The sequence below is a fragment of the Stutzerimonas frequens genome, from assembly GCF_024448335.1.
GTDB lineage: Bacteria > Pseudomonadota > Gammaproteobacteria > Pseudomonadales > Pseudomonadaceae > Stutzerimonas > Stutzerimonas frequens.
The window spans coordinates 54,705-70,823 of sequence record NZ_JAMOHM010000002.1 but is presented as its reverse complement, the minus strand read 5'-3'; the positions used below and the strand labels follow the sequence as shown (position 1 = coordinate 70,823).

At 65.5% G+C, this 16,119-nt stretch carries 17 protein-coding genes; 12 read left to right on the top strand and 5 right to left on the bottom strand.

The features are described 5' to 3' along the window. The first annotated feature begins 176 nt into the window (after positions 1–176). Together NAO55_RS03075 and NAO55_RS03070 are read left to right on the top strand one after the other, a co-directional pair. On the top strand, positions 177–548 hold the full coding sequence (locus NAO55_RS03075) for a YkgJ family cysteine cluster protein (protein WP_102840293.1): 372 nt from the start codon (positions 177–179) through the stop codon (positions 546–548). 91 nt (positions 549–639) lie between these two features. After that, positions 640–1,203 (top strand): NAD(P)H nitroreductase, encoded by a 564-nt coding sequence (locus NAO55_RS03070; RefSeq protein WP_102840294.1) that lies wholly within the window; start codon positions 640–642, stop codon positions 1,201–1,203. Here NAO55_RS03070 and NAO55_RS03065 read toward each other — a convergent pair. The 5 genes from NAO55_RS03065 to NAO55_RS03045 all read right to left on the bottom strand — a co-directional run bounded on the left by NAO55_RS03065 (position 1,197) and on the right by NAO55_RS03045 (position 4,669). Then, on the bottom strand, positions 1,197–2,555 hold the full coding sequence (locus NAO55_RS03065) for a sensor histidine kinase (protein ID WP_102840295.1): 1,359 nt from the start codon (positions 2,553–2,555) through the stop codon (positions 1,197–1,199). The genes NAO55_RS03070 and NAO55_RS03065 overlap by 7 nt on opposite strands. A gap of 92 nt (positions 2,556–2,647) precedes the next feature. Then, positions 2,648–3,061 (bottom strand): Spy/CpxP family protein refolding chaperone, encoded by a 414-nt coding sequence (locus NAO55_RS03060; protein WP_063540456.1) that lies wholly within the window; start codon positions 3,059–3,061, stop codon positions 2,648–2,650. Positions 3,062–3,219: 158 nt separating this feature from the next. Further along, on the bottom strand, positions 3,220–3,897 hold the full coding sequence (locus NAO55_RS03055) for a response regulator transcription factor (protein ID WP_102840296.1): 678 nt from the start codon (positions 3,895–3,897) through the stop codon (positions 3,220–3,222). A gap of 12 nt (positions 3,898–3,909) precedes the next feature. Continuing rightward, entirely contained in the window at positions 3,910–4,296 is a 387-nt protein-coding gene (locus NAO55_RS03050; protein WP_102840297.1) for a hypothetical protein, read from the bottom strand. Between the two features lie 73 nt (positions 4,297–4,369). After that, positions 4,370–4,669: a YciI family protein gene (locus tag NAO55_RS03045; protein WP_003294265.1), complete on the bottom strand. Its 300-nt coding sequence runs from the start codon at positions 4,667–4,669 to the stop codon at positions 4,370–4,372. Between the two features lie 343 nt (positions 4,670–5,012). Here NAO55_RS03045 and NAO55_RS03040 point away from each other — a divergent pair, with 343 nt between their 5' ends. The 10 genes from NAO55_RS03040 (at position 5,013) to NAO55_RS02995 (ending at position 16,093) form a co-directional block, all read left to right on the top strand. Beyond that, positions 5,013–5,879, top strand: coding sequence for a PHP domain-containing protein (locus NAO55_RS03040; protein ID WP_102840298.1), 867 nt, complete (start codon positions 5,013–5,015; stop codon positions 5,877–5,879). A gap of 13 nt (positions 5,880–5,892) precedes the next feature. Further along, positions 5,893–6,516 (top strand): L-threonylcarbamoyladenylate synthase, encoded by a 624-nt coding sequence (locus NAO55_RS03035; RefSeq protein WP_063540513.1) that lies wholly within the window; start codon positions 5,893–5,895, stop codon positions 6,514–6,516. Positions 6,517–6,648: 132 nt separating this feature from the next. Further along, the gene (locus NAO55_RS03030; RefSeq protein WP_180981645.1) at positions 6,649–7,854 is read left to right on the top strand and encodes a tryptophan--tRNA ligase; all 1,206 of its coding nucleotides are present in this window, start codon (positions 6,649–6,651) and stop codon (positions 7,852–7,854) included. Positions 7,855–7,881: 27 nt separating this feature from the next. Further along, the gene (locus NAO55_RS03025) at positions 7,882–8,700 is read left to right on the top strand and encodes a segregation and condensation protein A (RefSeq protein ID WP_020307887.1); all 819 of its coding nucleotides are present in this window, start codon (positions 7,882–7,884) and stop codon (positions 8,698–8,700) included. A gap of 19 nt (positions 8,701–8,719) precedes the next feature. Beyond that, entirely contained in the window at positions 8,720–9,490 is a 771-nt protein-coding gene (gene scpB / locus NAO55_RS03020) for an SMC-Scp complex subunit ScpB (protein WP_102840300.1), read from the top strand. A 183-nt stretch (positions 9,491–9,673) separates the two neighbouring features. Then, the gene (gene edd, locus NAO55_RS03015) at positions 9,674–11,503 is read left to right on the top strand and encodes a phosphogluconate dehydratase (RefSeq protein ID WP_102840301.1); all 1,830 of its coding nucleotides are present in this window, start codon (positions 9,674–9,676) and stop codon (positions 11,501–11,503) included. Beyond that, positions 11,500–12,459, top strand: coding sequence for a glucokinase (locus NAO55_RS03010; protein ID WP_102840302.1), 960 nt, complete (start codon positions 11,500–11,502; stop codon positions 12,457–12,459). The genes edd and NAO55_RS03010 overlap by 4 nt, the downstream gene beginning before the upstream one ends. A 57-nt stretch (positions 12,460–12,516) precedes the next feature. Further along, positions 12,517–13,251, top strand: coding sequence for a response regulator (locus NAO55_RS03005; RefSeq protein ID WP_063540451.1), 735 nt, complete (start codon positions 12,517–12,519; stop codon positions 13,249–13,251). Continuing rightward, a complete protein-coding gene (locus tag NAO55_RS03000; RefSeq protein WP_011913556.1) occupies positions 13,235–14,686 on the top strand; it encodes an ATP-binding protein in 1,452 nt (483 codons plus the stop codon). The genes NAO55_RS03005 and NAO55_RS03000 overlap by 17 nt, the downstream gene beginning before the upstream one ends. A 159-nt stretch (positions 14,687–14,845) precedes the next feature. Then, positions 14,846–16,093 (top strand): ABC transporter substrate-binding protein, encoded by a 1,248-nt coding sequence (locus NAO55_RS02995; protein ID WP_102840303.1) that lies wholly within the window; start codon positions 14,846–14,848, stop codon positions 16,091–16,093. Positions 16,094–16,119 lie beyond the last annotated feature (26 nt).

The following is a 16,119-nucleotide window of genomic DNA, read 5'->3' as shown; positions in this document are numbered from 1 at the left end:
GGCACGGTGGGGAAGAGGGCGGACATTCTACCCGCGTCGTTGCCGCAGTAAACCGCTCGGCGGTTGCGCGAAAAATGTTTTCGCGGCGCGCTCGAGGCCTCTTCCCAAGCGCATTGGCATGAATAGAATAGCCGCCCGGGCGCCGGCCCATTCCGGTCTCTGGGTGTTCACCTCTCATGTCCATCGACAATCCCTGCCTCACGTGCGGCGCCTGCTGCGCGTACTTTCGTGTGTCCTTCTATTTTGGTGAATGCGTGTCGGCGGGCGGCGCGGTGCCCGACCATCTGACCGTCCAGGTATCGCCGTTCCATGCCGCCATGCTCGGCACCGACAGCAAACCTGCGCGCTGCGTCGGCCTGCTCGGTGACGTCGGCTGTGGGGTCCGTTGCAGCATGTACGAGCAGCGTTCGAGCACCTGCCGCGAGTTCGAGGCCTCCTGGGAGAACGGCGAGCACAATCCGCACTGCGATGCCGCCCGTGCTGCCCATGGCCTGCCACCGCTGGTGCCGCCGCTGCAGCCACATCTGGCGCCGGATCGGGTGGCCTGAATCGGGAGATCGACTGAACTGTCGGCCAGCCATCACTCGCGACAAGGCGGCAACTGCCTCTAGAATGTCCGACCGCCTTAGGAGGTAATGGATGGACGCTCTGGATCTGCTGCTCAACCGCGTTTCGGTCACCCGCCTGTGCGAACCGGCCCCCACCGCCGACCAGCTCGACCTGATGTTCCGTGCCGGACTGCGCGCTCCGGACCATGGTCAACTGCACCCGTGGCGCTTCCTGATCATCGAAGGTGATGCCCGCCACAAGCTCGGCGAGCTGTTTGCCGAGGCCCTGCGTGTGCGTAATGTCGATGCTGCCGAGGAGGCGCTGCAGAAAGCGCGCAACATGCCGTTGCGAGCACCGATGCTGGTGCTGGTGATCGCCAGCGTGAAGCCGCATCCAAAGGTGCCTGAAGGCGAGCAGGTACTCGCTGCCGGCTGCGCGGCGCATGGTCTGCTGCTCGCCGCGCATGCCCAGGGCATCGGAGCGGTGTGGCGCACCGGGGAGTTTTCCTACGATCCGCGGGTGCTCGAGGGGCTCGGGTTGACCGAGCAGGAGCGCCTGCTGGGCTTCCTCTATCTGGGTACACCGGAAGGGCGCGTGCGCAGCGCGCCGGTTCTCGCACCCGAAGAGTTCGTCCAGCGTTGGACCGGTCAGTGAGACGCCAGGTCCTCTGAAGTCCTGCTCGCCACGCCAGTCAGCGGTAGATGCAGGCTGGCGACGAAGCCGCCGTCGGGGTGATTGGCCAGTTGCAGGCGGCCGCCGTGGCGCTCGGCAGCGCGCCTGGCGATGGCCAGTCCAAGGCCATGCCCGGCCGCGGTCTGGCCCGGAGCGCGAAAGAAGGGTTCGCTAAGCTGGGACAGATGCTCGTTAGCGACACCGGGGCCATGGTCGCGAATGCTGATCACCAGATTCATACCGTCGCGCTGCGCGCAAAGCTCTACCGGCTCCCCCTCGGGATTGAAGCGCAGGGCATTGCGCAGCAGATTGTCCAGCGCACGCTCGAGCATATCCGGCCAGCCGGTGTACGAGACGCCGGGCTCGACACGACTGTCGATGCGTTGCGCCGGGGCAATGATTCGGGCGTTGTCCTTCAATTGCTCGAACATTTCGGGCAGGTCGATGGCGCTTGCTGCACCTGGCTCGGCATCCAGGCGTGAGAGTTCGAGAATCTCGCTGATCAATGCTTCCAGCCGGTCACATTCCTTGGCCAGACGTGGCCAGATCACCTCGCGTTCGCTCGGGGTGGCGCGTTCGGCCAGTCCCAGGGCAATGCGCAGCCGCGCCAGTGGCGAGCGAAGCTCGTGGGACACGTCGCGCAGCAGCTGGCGCTGGCTGCCGATCAGCGCCTGCAGGCGCGCACCCATGCGGTTGAAATCGCTGGCCAGCACGCCGAGTTCGTCGCGGCGTTTGGCCAGCCGAGCCAAGGATTGCTGCTGATAGGTCGTCTGGCCAAGGTCGTGTACCGCCCGGCGCAGGCGATCCAGCGGACGGGTGATGGAGAGCGTCAGCAGCAGACTGAAACCTGTCAGTACCACCAGTGCGATGCCCAGTGCGCTGAGCGGCCAGGCCAGGCTGCCACGATGCCAGGCCTGCAATTCCGGATGCGGGATGCGGTAGATGAACAGGTAGGTTTCGCCGCTGGTTGGGCTCGTATAGTCGGCCGTCAGGCGTCGCCAGGGCAGCTGTCGGTCACGGTTCTGATGACGGGCCTCGAAGGCCGCAGCCCGGGCCGGAAAGGTGCCACGGATGATCGGCTGGCCATTCTCCGCCAACACCTGCACATCGACCCGCGCGCGATGGCGGTGCTGCTCGAGCAGCCGCTGTGCGGCCTGCGGGCCCTGTCGTTCGTAGACTTCGGTCCAGGTCTCGGCCAGGCCCTGCAAGCCCGGGTGGCGGCTTAGAATCCAGGCATCCTGGTTCAACGCGTGGCCGAGCAGCATCGCCAGGCCGGCGACCAGGGCAATGGCCAGCCAGAAGGTTGCGAATATGCGCCAGAACAGTGATCGCACCGGGTCTCTCCACGGCGAAAGCCCGGCAGTTTCCGCCCATCACTTTTGATTGATGGGCAGAAACTGCCGGGCGGGCTTCAATGGACCGCGGATCAGTTCTTCTGATCGCGCTCGGCCTTCCATTTGAGGAACTCGGCGCGTTCGGCGCGCTTGTCTTCCATTTTCTTCAGGCCTTCATCGAAGGCTTTCTGCTGTTCCGGTTTGAGCAGCGCGCGCATGCTCTGGTGGGTCTTTTCGCGGCTGGCGTCCAGATCCTTCTGCATGGCCTGACGCTCGGCTTCCGGCAGTTTGTCGAGGTATCGCTGGGTGATCGCCTGGCGCTGCTTCATCTGTTCGCCCATCAGCTTGCGCATTTCGCGCTGCTGTTCCCTGGTCAGGTCCAGGTCCTGGAACATGTGCGGGGCTCTTTTGCCGCCATGGGGGCCGTCGTGCATACCGCCGGGCATGGCGAAGGCGAGGGCGGGCAGGGCGGTGGCGATGAACAGGGCTACGACTGACTTGCGCATGATGGAAACTCTCCTATGTCGGGAAACCGGTCGTGCCGCAGCGGTATTGAAGAAGCTGGTGGCTGTTCGGTGACCGGATGAGTTCAGTCTACGTAGCGCAAGGTCAAGGGCGGTCAGGCCTGGGTAAAGCCTCGGTAAAGACGATCAGCCGATGCCGATCAGGCCGAGTAAAGATAGCCACGGCTGCGCAGGGCAACGATCCGCGGGCGCCCGTCGGCGTGTGGGCCCAGCTTGCGCCGCAGGTTGCTGACATGCATGTCCAGGCTGCGATCGTAGAGAGTGAGCTTGCGACCCAAGGCGTGCTGGGCAAGGGCCTGCTTGTCGATCGGCTCGCCGGCCTGGGCCAGCAGCGCCTCGAGGATGCGGCCCTCGGACAGCGTCAGACTGATGTCATGCCCTCCGATGTTGGCAACGCCGCGGGCTGGGCTGTAGCTGAGGTCGCCAAGCTCGAGTTGGCTGGGCTGCGCCGCCGGTTGGCTGCGGCGCAGCACGGCGCGCAGGCGCGCAGTCAGTTCGCGCGGGTCGCAGGGCTTGGCCAGATAGTCGTCGGCACCGAGCTCGAGTCCGAGGATACGGTCCAGCGGTTCGCCCCGGCCGGAAAGCATCAGTACCGGCAGTTCCGGATGTTCGCTACGCAGCTGCTTGAGCAATTCGAGACCGCTGCCGTCCGGCAGCATCACGTCCAGCACCACCGCGGCGGGCTGGTGCTGCGCCAACGCCTGCTTCGCGCTCTGCCCGTCATGGCAGGCGCGGGCGACGAAGCCCTCCTGTGCGAGCCAGCTGATCAGCAGCTCGCACAGTTCCTGGTCGTCATCGATAAGCAGTAATTCGCTCATGTTTGCCTGTACTCAGTTGAGCCACTGGCGCCGACGCCGGCTGCGCGTCACCAGCAGACCCAGAACGAAACTGCTGACACCGACGGCTCCACCTACTGCGAACCATTGCTGCTGCTCGTTCAGCAGCGCCGGCAGAACCTTCGACTGCTCGGCCTGCAGCTGCATGCGCAGTCGGCGGTTTTCCTCGCGCAGGCGCAGCAGCAGTGCTTCGGTGGTATCGCTGGCCAGGCGTGCCGCCTGGGGAGCGGGGTCGGTTTGCTGCGCCTCGGCCGGCGCGGACTCGTCGGGCTCGGTGGTTTCCAGAACCGGAGGCGCGGGCTCGGTTGGCACTTCTTCAGCCTGCAGCGCTGGCGCCAGCAGGATCAGGGCAAGCAGCAGGGAAAGCGGTCGTTGACGCATCGGAACTCCTATTTCCTTACGAGGCCGTGGAAGCCCAACGGCCGGGCGGATTCGCTATCCCCGCTGTGTCGGCTCAGGGCAGCACTTTCTTGAAGGGCTTGACCACCACATTCACGTAAACGCCGGCGGCCTTGTATGGATCGGCGTCCGCCCACTGCTGCGCGGCTTCCAGCGAATCGAACTCGGCGACCACCAGGCTGCCGCTGAAACCGGCTTCGCCCGGGTCGTTGCTGTCGATCGCAGGGTGCGGGCCGGCGAGCACCAGGCGGCCCTCGTTCTTCAGCTGTTCCAGACGCGCCAAGTGGGCCGGACGGGTGGCGAGGCGGTCCTGCAGGGAGTTCGGTGCGTCGGTGGCGATAACGGCGTACAGCATGGTCGTTCCTCGTTCGCGTGGGTTGCGGCGGTAAAGGGAAATTTGCATCCACGCCGGGCAGCGCGGGCGTGTGCCGGGCCCGGCGTTGACGTCCGCAGGCCGGCAGCGCGGCATCATAGCAAACGGCGCCTGGCGGGAAACTGCCGAGACCTACGAGGCATCGCACGGCAAGCGCCATCGGCTGTCGAAGCAGAAGGTTTGCCGCGGCGGGCACCGTTGGCGCGAGCCAAAGCCCCGGCGCGGCGTTAGACTAGCCAGCCGTTCGCCCGCTCTGTCTTGCTCGAGCTGGGTTTTCGGACAGTTTTTTTCGAGGTGCCAGCACCTCACTGGAGTGCGTTACCTGATGATCGTCGATCTGCATTGCCACAGCACCGCCTCCGATGGCGTGCTGGCGCCCGCCAAGCTGGTGGAGCGCGCCCACGGGCGCGGCGTCCAGCTGCTGGCGCTCACCGACCACGACACCGTCGACGGCCTCGCCGAGGCGCGGACTGCCGCGCAGGCGCTGGGTATGCAGCTGGTCAATGGCATCGAGCTCTCGTGCCTGTGGAACGGGGCTACCATTCATGTATTGGGCTATGGGTTTACCACCGATGCGCCGGCACTGCAGCAGGCGATCGCGCAGCTGCACGAAGGGCGCTGGCGCCGGGCCGAGCAGATTGCTCAACGGCTCGAAGCGAAGGACATGCCGGGCGCTTTGGAAGGCGCTCGGGCGATCCAGCAGGAGCTGGGTGACAGCGGCAACGCGCCGGCCCGCCCACATTTTGCGGAGTTTCTGGTGCGTGCCGGCCATGTGCGCGACCGTGCCGAAGCGTTTCGCAAGTGGCTCGGCTCGGGCAAGCTCGGCGACGTCAAGCAGCATTGGCCGAGCCTCGAGCAGACGGTTCGGACCTTGCGCGAGGCGGGCGCCTGGATCAGCCTGGCGCACCCGTGGCAATACGACTTCACCCGCAGCAAGCGGCGTCGGTTGGTGATCGACTTCGCCCAGGCCGGCGGTCATGCGCTGGAGGTGGTCAATGGCATGCAGCCGCTGGAGCAGGTTGGCGGATTGTCGATCCTGGCGCGCGAGTTCGGCCTGATGGCCACCGTGGGCAGCGACTTCCATGCGCCGGGCGACTGGTCCGAGTTGGGGCTGTACCGCAACCTGCCGGAGGATCTGTCACCACTCTGGAGACATTTCGACCATGAGCGCCGCCTACCTGCTGCCAGCTGAACAGGGAGTTCCCATGAGCCAGTTCTTTCAGATCCATCCGGACAACCCGCAGCCACGCCTGATCAAGCAGGCCGTGGAGATCATCCGCAAGGGCGGGGTGGTGGTGTATCCCACCGATTCCAGTTACGCCATCGGTTGTTCGATGGGCAACAAGGCCGGCATCGAGCGCATCCGCCGGCTGCGCCAGCTCGACGACAAGCACAACTTCACCCTGGCCTGCCGCGACCTGTCGCAGCTGGGCCTGTTCGCCAAGGTCGATACCGCTGCCTTCCGCCTGCTCAAGGCGCATCTGCCCGGGCCCTACACGATCATCCTGTCGGCCACCCGCGAAGTGCCGCGCATGTTGCTGCATCCCAAGCGCCGCACCATCGGCCTGCGTGTGCCCGCGCAGCCGATCGCCCAGGCGCTGCTGGAGGAACTCGGTGAGCCGTTGATGAGCGTTAGCCTGATCCTGCCGGGCGAAGAGCTGCCAATGAGCGATCCGTACGAGATGCGCGACGCGCTGGAGCATCAGGTAGACCTGATCATCGATGGCGGGTACGGTGGTCTGGAGGCCTCGACCGTAATCAGCCTGGTCGATGACCAGCCCGAGGTGGTGCGGGTCGGCTGCGGCGATCCCGAACCCTTCATGGCCTGAGCCTGGATGGCGAGTGAGCCCGTACAACATCCGGCCTGTGCGGTGAGTGGGTTGAGCCAAGTTCGGATGCCAACGTTGACCAACTGAACTTACCAAGCAAGCCAATTAACCAAGGACACCCTTTTGAGCTCCATGGATTCACAGCGGCGCGTGGTTTCCGGCATGCGTCCCACGGGCCGACTTCACCTCGGTCACTACCACGGTGTATTGAAGAACTGGGTCAGGCTGCAGCACGAGTACGAGTGCTTCTTCTGTATCGTTGACTGGCACGCGCTGACCACCGACTACGAATGCTCCGGCGAAATCTCGCAGAACGTGATGGACATGGCGGTGGATTGGTTGGCGGCCGGGGTCAGTCCGAGTTCGGCGACGCTGTTCATCCAGTCCCAGGTTCCCGAGCACGCCGAGCTGCATCTCTTGCTGTCGATGATCTGCCCGCTGGGTTGGCTGGAGCGGGTGCCGTCCTACAAGGAGCTGCAACAGAGCCTGCAGGACAAGAACCTGGACACCTATGGCTTTCTCGGCTACCCGCTGCTGCAGGCGGCCGACATCCTGCTCTACCGTGCCGGGCTGGTGCCGGTGGGAGCAGACCAGCTGCCGCATATCGAATTCGCCCGCGACGTGGCGCGGCGCTTCAATCACCTCTATGGGCGCGAAGCGGATTTCGAGGACAAGGCCGAAGCGGCGATCCGCAAGCTCGGCAAGAAGACCTCCAAGCTCTACGTCAGCCTGCGCAAGAGCTATCAGGAGCAGGGCGACGTCGAGGCGCTGAACACTGCCCGTGCGCTGATCAAGGAGCAACAGACCATCACCATCGGCGACCAGGAGCGGTTGTTCGGCTACCTGGAAGGCTGCGGCAAGCTGCTGTTGCCGGAGCCGCAGGCACTGCTTGGCGAGTCACCGAAGCTGTCCGGGCTCGACGGCGGCAAGATGGCCAAATCCAACAGCAATGCGATCTATCTGCGCGACACGCCGAACGAGATCGAGGAGAAAATCCGCCGCATGCCCACCGACCCGGCGCGCGTACATCGTAGCGACCCCGGTGAGCCGACGCGCTGCCCGGTGTGGCAGATGCATCAGGCGCATTCCGAGGAGGCGGTGTGCCAGTGGGCCGAGCAGGGCTGTCGCAGCGCCGGCATCGGCTGCCTGGAATGCAAGGCGCCGCTGATCGATTCGATCAAGGCGGACCTGGCGCCGCTGCAGGAACGCGCGTTGGATTACGAGCAGAATCCGGATCTGGTGCGCAGCATCCTCGCCGAGGGGGCGGAGCACGCACGCGACGAAGCCCGCGAGACGCTGATCGACGTGCGTCAGGCGATGGGCCTGAATTACCGCTGACGCGCCCGCGCAGCTTCGAGGAAGACCATGCAGACCGAACTCCAGAGCCCCGAATCGACTCAGCCCGGCGAGCAGCTGCGCCTGGCGCTGGTCTATGGCGAGGCGGTGACCGAGCTGCCGCTGGACCTGTACATACCGCCGGATGCGCTGGAAGTCTTTCTCGAAGCGTTCGAAGGCCCACTTGACCTGTTGCTCTATCTGATCCGCAAGCAGAACATCGACATCCTCGATATCCCGGTGGCGGAAATCACCCGCCAGTACATGGGCTACGTCGAGCTGATGAAGTCGGTGCGTCTGGAACTGGCCGCCGAGTACCTGGTGATGGCCGCCATGCTCGCCGAGATCAAGTCGCGCATGCTGTTGCCGCGCTCGGCCGAAGCCGCCGAAGAGGAAGACGACCCGCGCGCCGAGCTGATCCGCCGGCTGCAGGAGTACGAGCGCTTCAAGGCCGCCGCCGAGGATCTGGACGAGCTGCCGCGGGTCGGTCGCGACCTGCAGGTGCCACGCCTCGACGCCCCGGATGCCAGGGCGCGCAAGCTGCTGCCGGATGTCAGCCTGGAGGAACTGCTGGTATCCATGGCCGAGGTGCTGCGCCGTGCCGACATGTTCGAGAGCCACCAGGTGACCCGTGAGGCGCTGTCGACGCGCGAGCGCATGAGCGAGGTGCTCGAGCGGCTGAAGGGTGGTGGTTTCGTCCCGTTCGTTGCGCTGTTCCATGTGGAGGAAGGGCGCCTTGGCGTGGTGGTGACCTTCATGGCCGTACTCGAGCTGATCAAGGAATCGCTGGTCGAGCTGGTGCAGAACGAGCCCTTCGCGCCTATCCATGTGCGCAGTCGAACCGAATAGATATTTGCAGGAGTCAACCGTGGACCTGTCCGATCCCAAGGATCTCGCTTCGCTGCTCGAAGCCTTTCTGCTCGCGTCCGGCAAGCCGCTCTCCCTGGAGCGCCTCGGCGAGCTGTTCGAGGAGCATGAACGACCCTCGTCGGCGCAGCTGAAGAAGGCCCTCGAAGTCCTGGACAAGTCCTGCAAGGGGCACGCCTTCGAACTCAAGGAGGTGGCCAGTGGTTATCGTCTGCAGGTGCGCCAGCGTTTCTCGTCATGGGTCGGCCGGCTTTGGGAAGAGCGGCCGCAGCGCTACTCCCGTGCATTGCTGGAAACCCTGGCGCTGATCGCCTACCGCCAGCCCATCACCCGCGGCGAGATCGAGGACATTCGCGGCGTTGCGGTCAACAGCCAGATCGTCAAGACGTTGCAGGAGCGCGAGTGGATTCGCGTGGTCGGTCATCGTGACGTGCCGGGTCGGCCGGCAATGTTCGCCACCACCCGCCAGTTTCTCGACCACTTCAACCTGAAGAACCTAGATGAACTTCCGCCACTCGCCGTATTGCGCGAGATGGAACCGGAGCTGCGTCCGGTGCTGGACGACGAGGATGCCGCGGTGCCAGTCGCGCTGCAGGCCCGCGCCGACGAGGCCCTGGACGAGCCGCAGGCGCCTGTGCGCGAGCAGACCAGTTTCCGCAGCCTGCTGGCGGAACTCGATGGCATGGAGCAGGGGCTCAAGACCGACTTCGACGACTTGCTCGAAGCGCAAGCGGCGGACATCGACCCGGACGAGGAACCACCGGCGCCATAGCCGCGGTTCCGTGTGACACCCGGATAACGGCCGTCTCGAGCCCGTCGAGCGCTCGCTGCCGGCGAAACGCTCATGTTGCTAGGCTGCGCGCGCAACCATTGGCCTTGCGTCCTGTCCGAACGCCAACCGACTCCGGATGGTTTATGGTTGTCGAAGAACAAAATTCCGCAGCAGGAGAGACGCATGCACCCGCGAGTTCTGGAAGTCACCGAGCGCCTGGTCGAGCGCAGCCGCAAGACGCGTGAGCGTTACCTCGCGATGATGGCCGCCGCTGCCAGCGAGGGCCCTCAGCGAGGCGGGCTGCAATGCGCCAACTTCGCCCATGGCGTCGCCGGCTGCAATTCCACTCAGGACAAGCAGAGCCTGCGCCTGATGAACGCGGCGAACGTCGCAATCGTTTCCGCGTACAACGACATGCTTTCGGCGCATCAGCCCTACGAGCATTTTCCGGAGATGATCCGCCAGGCGCTGCGCGAGATTGGTTCGGTCGGCCAGTTCGCCGGCGGCGTGCCGGCAATGTGCGACGGCGTGACCCAAGGCGAGGCGGGCATGGAGATGAGCCTGGCCAGTCGCGAAGTGATCGCCATGAGCACGGCGGTCGCGCTGTCGCACAACATGTTCGACGCCGCGCTGATGCTCGGCATCTGCGACAAGATCGTCCCAGGCCTGATGATCGGCGCGCTGCGCTTCGGTCATCTGCCGACCATCTTCGTACCGGGCGGGCCGATGCCCTCGGGCATCCCCAACAAGGAAAAGGCCGCGGTGCGCCAGCGCTACGCCGAAGGCAAGGCGAGCCGCGAGGAGTTGCTGGAATCGGAAATGAAGTCCTACCACAGCCCGGGCACCTGCACCTTCTACGGCACCGCCAACACCAATCAGGTGGTGATGGAGATCATGGGTCTGCACCTGCCGGGCTCCTCGTTCGTAAATCCCTACACGCCGCTGCGCGATGCGCTGACCCGCGAAGCCGCGCAGCAGGTCACCCGCCTGACCCATCAGGCCGGTAATTACACGCCGCTGTGCCAGGTGGTCGACGAGAAGTCCATCGTCAATTCGGTGGTCGCGCTCAACGCCACCGGCGGTTCGACCAACCACACCCTGCATATTCCGGCATTCGCCCGCGCCGCCGGCATCCAGCTGACCTGGCAGGACATGGCCGACCTTTCCGAGGTGGTGCCGACCCTGGCCAAGGTCTACCCCAACGGTCAGGCCGATGTGAACCATTTCCATGCCTGCGGCGGCGTGCCCTTCATGGTGCGCACGCTGCTCGACGCCGGCTTGCTGCATGAGGATGTGCACACGGTGGTCGGCAAGGGCCTGCGCCGCTATATCCAGGAGCCGTTCCTCGACGGTGACAAGCTGGTCTGGCGCGATGGGCCCGCTCAGAGCCTGGACGAAACCATCCTGCGTCCGGCAGAGCGGCCCTTCTCCCCGGAGGGCGGCCTGCGTGTGCTGGAAGGCAACCTGGGGCGCGGCGTGACCAAAATCTCGGCCGTGGCGCCGGAACATCGTGTGGTCGAGGCGCCGGCGCGGGTGTTCATCGACCAGAGCGAGCTGGCAGCCGCTTTCAAGGCCGGCGAGCTGGAGCGCGATTTCATCGCCGTGGTGCGTTTCCAGGGGCCGAAGGCCAATGGCATGCCGGAGTTGCACAAACTCACGCCGTTCCTCGGCGTGCTGCAGGACCGCGGTTACAAGGTGGCGCTGGTCACCGACGGGCGCATGTCCGGCGCCTCCGGCAAGGTGCCGGCGGCGATCCATGTCTGCCCCGAGGCGCTGGATGGTGGCCCGCTGGCGCGAGTGCGCGATGGCGACATCATCCGCGTCGATGGCGAGACCGGCGAGCTGTGCGCGCTGGTCGATCCGGACGAGTGGGCGATGCGGCAGGCGGCCATCCGCCCGGAAGACATGGGTATCGGTTGCGGTCGCGAGCTGTTCGCCTTCATGCGCGCGTCCTTCAGCACGGCAGAGCAGGGCGCCAGCGCGTTCACCGAGAGTCTGGAGGCGCTCAAGTGAAGACCGCGCTGGTTGGCGACATCGGTGGTACCAATGCACGCTTCGCGCTGTGGCGCGATCAGCGGATCGAGCAGATTCGCGTGCTGCCCACGGCAGACCATGCGCGTCCGGAGCTGGCAATCCGCGCCTACCTCGACGAAGTGGGCCAGCCGCTGGATGCGCTGGAAGCAGTATGCCTGGCCTGTGCCGGGCCGGTGAGCGGCGATCACTTCCGCTTCACCAACAACCACTGGCAGCTGAGTCGACAGGCGTTCTGCCGCGAACTGGGCCTGAAGGATCTGCTGCTGATCAACGACTTCACCGCCATGGCTCTCGGTATGACCCGGCTGCGCGATGACGAGCGCGTCACGGTCCGCGAGGGCGAGCCTGAACCCGGCCGGCCGCGTCTGGTCATAGGCCCCGGCACCGGGTTGGGGGTCGCCGGGCTGCTGCCGCTGGTCGGCGGCTGGCGCGCGTTGCCGGGCGAGGGCGGGCATATCTGTCTGCCGATCGGCAGCGAGCGCGAGGCGGCGATCTGGACGCAACTGCACCGCGCACAGGGCCACGTGAATGCCGAAGCCGTGCTCAGCGGGCCGGGTTTGCTGACGCTCTATCGTGCCTGTTGCGCGCTGGATGGCCGAGCGGCCGAACACGACTCCCCGGCTGAGATCACCAAGGCTGCGCTGGCTGGCGAGCCGTACGCCGTGGCCGTGCTGGAGCAGTTCTGCCGCTGGCTTGGGCGCATCGTCGGCGACAACGTGCTGACGCTCGGTGCACGCGGCGGGGTATATATCGTCGGCGGCGTGGTACCGCGCTTCGCCGAGTTCTTCATGCACAGCGGCTTTTGCGATGCCCTGTGCGAGAAGGGCCAAATGAGTGGCTATTTCGATCGCCTGCCGGTATGGCTGGTGACCGCGCCTTATCCGGGCCTGGAAGGCGCCGGCGTGGCGTTGCAATCGCTGCTGGAGGGCGTCTAGGCGGCTGGCAGGGAAAGGCGACGGGCGATCGGATAACAACAAGAAAAGGGACGTGACGTGAGCCAAGCAGGTAAGAACATCCTTCTGGTCGACGACGATCAGGAAATCCGCGAACTGCTGCAGACCTATCTCAGCCGCTCGGGCTTTCAGGTCCGCGGCGTGCCGGACGGCGCGCAGTTTCGCAGCGCGCTGTGCGCCGAACCGGCCGATCTGGTGATACTCGACGTGATGCTGCCCGACGAGGACGGCTTCAGCCTCTGCCGCTGGATTCGCCAGCACGAGCGGCTGGCCTCGATGCCGATCATCATGCTCACCGCCAGTTCCGACGAGGCCGACCGGGTGGTCGGTCTTGAGCTGGGCGCCGACGATTACCTCGGCAAGCCGTTCAGCCCACGCGAGCTGCTGGCGCGGATCAAGGCCTTGCTGCGGCGGGTCAGCTTCGCCCAGGAGCGCGGCAGCGACGTGCTGGCCTTCGATGAATGGCGGCTGGACATGATCAGCCACCGCCTGTTTCACGCCGATGGCGAGGAAGTCTTTCTGTCCGGTGCCGATTTCGCCCTGCTCAAGCTGTTTCTCGATCATCCGCAGCAGATCCTCGACCGCGACACCATCGCCAACGCCACCCGCGGGCGCGAGGTGATGCCGCTGGAGCGCATCGTCGACATGGCGGTGAGCCGTCTGCGCCAGCGCCTGCGTGACACCGGCAAGTCGCCGCGGCTGATCCGCACGGTACGTGGCAGCGGTTACTTGTTGGCTACCCAGGTGACGCCGCACCATGAATCTGCGCACTGAGCGGCGGCGCCTGCGGCTGGTGCCGCGCTCGCTGCTCGGACGCATGCTGTTGCTGACCCTGCTCGCGGTGCTGCTGGCGCAAGGGCTGTCGAGCCTGATCTGGCTATCGCAGCTGCGCGCCAGCCAGATGGAGGGGCTGCTGGCCAGCGCCCGTAGCCTGGCGCAGTCGATGGGGGCAAGCGTCAGCTACTTCCGTTCGCTGCCGCTGGGCTACCGACCACTGGTGCTGGACCAGCTGCGCAGCATGGGCGGCACGCGCTTCTTCGTCTCGCTCAACGACAAGCCGCTGGAGATGAAGATCCTGCCGGAGACGCCACGCAAGCGTGCGGTGCTGCACGAGGTGGAGCAGGTGCTGCGCCAGCGCCTGGGCGGCGCGGTGGACCTGACCATCGAGTTCGTCAGCCCCGACGATCTGCGCATCTTCAACAGTGGCATCAAGCTCGAGGAACTGCCGCGCTCCTGGGCCCACTACGCGCTGGGTTTCGAACCCCTGGCGCCACCGGTGCTGGTCACGCAGATCCAGATCGCGCCGCAGGAATGGCTCTATCTCGCCTCGCTGATGCCGGCACCCTACGTCAGCCTGGAAGACGAGGGGCTGCCGGTGCAGCAGCTGTGGTTCATCGTGCTGACCAGTGCCTTCCTGCTGCTGTTCATCGGCCTGCTGGTGCGCTGGCAGAGCCGGCCATTGAAGCGCCTGGCCAAGGCGGCGCGAGAGCTGTCGGTGGGAGGCGAAGTGCGTCCGCTGGCCGAGATCGGTGCCAGCGAGATCGTCGAGGTCAGCCGCGCCTTCAACAACATGCGCGAGCGCATCAGCCGCTATCTGACCGAGCGCGGCCAGTTGTTCAGCGCGATTTCCCATGACCTGCGCACGCCCATCACGCGGCTGCGGCTGCGGGTCGAACTGCTGGAGGACGAGGCCCAGCAAGTCAAGTTCAACCGCGATCTCGACGAGCTGGAACTGCTGGTCAAGGGCGCCCTGCAGTGTGTGAAGGATACCGATATCCACGAGAACATCGAGGCCGTGGACCTCAATCTGCTGCTCGAACACATCGTCGAGCCCTACCAGGCCTGCGACCAGACCCGCGTGACCCTGGATGGACGCGCGCTGGCGACCTACCCCGGCAAGCCGCTGGCGCTCAAACGCTGCATCGGCAACCTGCTGGACAACGCCCTGAAGTATGGCGAACGCGCCCACCTGCACGTCGAGGATGGCAAGGAGGCGCTGGTGCTGCACGTCGACGACGAGGGGCCGGGCGTGCCGGAGCAGCGCCTGGAGCACGTTTTCGAACCCCATGTACGGCTCTCTGGTCAGCAGCAGGGCTACGGCCTGGGGCTGGGTATCGCGCGCAACATCGCTCACGCCCACGGCGGCGAGCTGAGCATGCGCAACCTGCAGCAGGGAGGGCTGAGGGTGACCCTCACACTACCGCGCTGAAGCCCGCCAGGCGTGCCTGTTACCTGTGGCGTGCCTTTGTAACCGGTTGGTGACCATCGGCCATCCCTTCGTTACCCAGTGTCCATTTTTCCGGGCATAGACTCGGTCCATCGCAAGCGACCCACGACTTGCCGGATAAAAACAAGAAGGTACTCCTCCATGAATGCGATCCATCGTCTCGCTCTTTCCGTTTCCCTTGCCCTGCCATTGCTCGCCCACGCCGGTGAGGTCGAAGTTCTGCACTGGTGGACCTCCGGCGGCGAGAAGCGCGCCGCCGACACCCTGCAAAAGATGGTCGAGCAGAAAGGCCATACCTGGAAGGATTTCGCCGTCGCCGGTGGCGGTGGCGAGGCCGCCATGACCGTACTGAAAACCCGCGCCGTTTCCGGCAATCCGCCATCTGCCGCGCAGATCAAGGGCCCCGACATCCAGGAGTGGGGTGAACTCGGTCTGCTCGCCAACCTCGACGACACCGCCAAGGCCGAGCGCTGGGACGAGCTGCTGCCCAAGCAGGTCAGCAAGATCATGCAGTACGACGGCTCCTACGTGGCCGTGCCGGTCAACGTGCACCGGGTCAACTGGCTGTGGATCAACCCCGAGGTGTTCGAGAAGGCCGGCGCCACGCCACCGAAGACCCTCGACGAGTTCTTCGCCGCTGCCGAGAAGCTCAAGGCCGCCGGTTTCGTGCCGGTCGCCCACGGCGGCCAGCCGTGGCAGGACGGCACCGTGTTCGAGGGCTTCGTGCTCAGCATTCTCGGACCGGAGGATTACCACAAGGCATTCGTCGAGCTGGACGAGGACACCCTGACCGGCGACAAGATGGTCCAGGCGTTCACGGCGCTGAAGAAACTGCGTGACTACATAGACGCCGATGCCGCCGGTCGCGAGTGGAACCGCGCCACCGGCATGGTCATCGACGGCAAGGCCGGCATGCAGATCATGGGCGACTGGGCCAAGAGCGAGTTCACCGCCGCCAACAAGGTCGCCGGCAAGGACTACCAGTGCCTGCCGTTTCCCGGCACCCAGGGCAGCTTCACCTACAACATCGACTCCCTGGCGATGTTCAAGCTGAGCGACGATGACAACCGCAAGGCCCAGGAAGACCTGGCGCGCGCCGTGCTGCAGCCGGAGTTCCAGACCTTCTTCAACCAGAACAAGGGCTCCATCCCGGTTCGTCAGGACCAGGACATGAGCGAGTTCGACGCCTGCGCCCAGCAGTCGATGAAGGATTTCAAGGCGGCGGCCCAGGGCAGCGGCCTGCAACCCAGCCTGACCCACGGCATGGCCGCTTCGAGCTACGTGCAGGGCGCGGTGTTCGATGTCGTGACCAACTTCTTCAACGACCCCAAGGCCGACCCGCAAAAGGCGGCCAAGCAACTGGCGGCGGCAATCCAGGCCGTGCAGTAACGCCACGGGCGGACCACGTCCGCCCA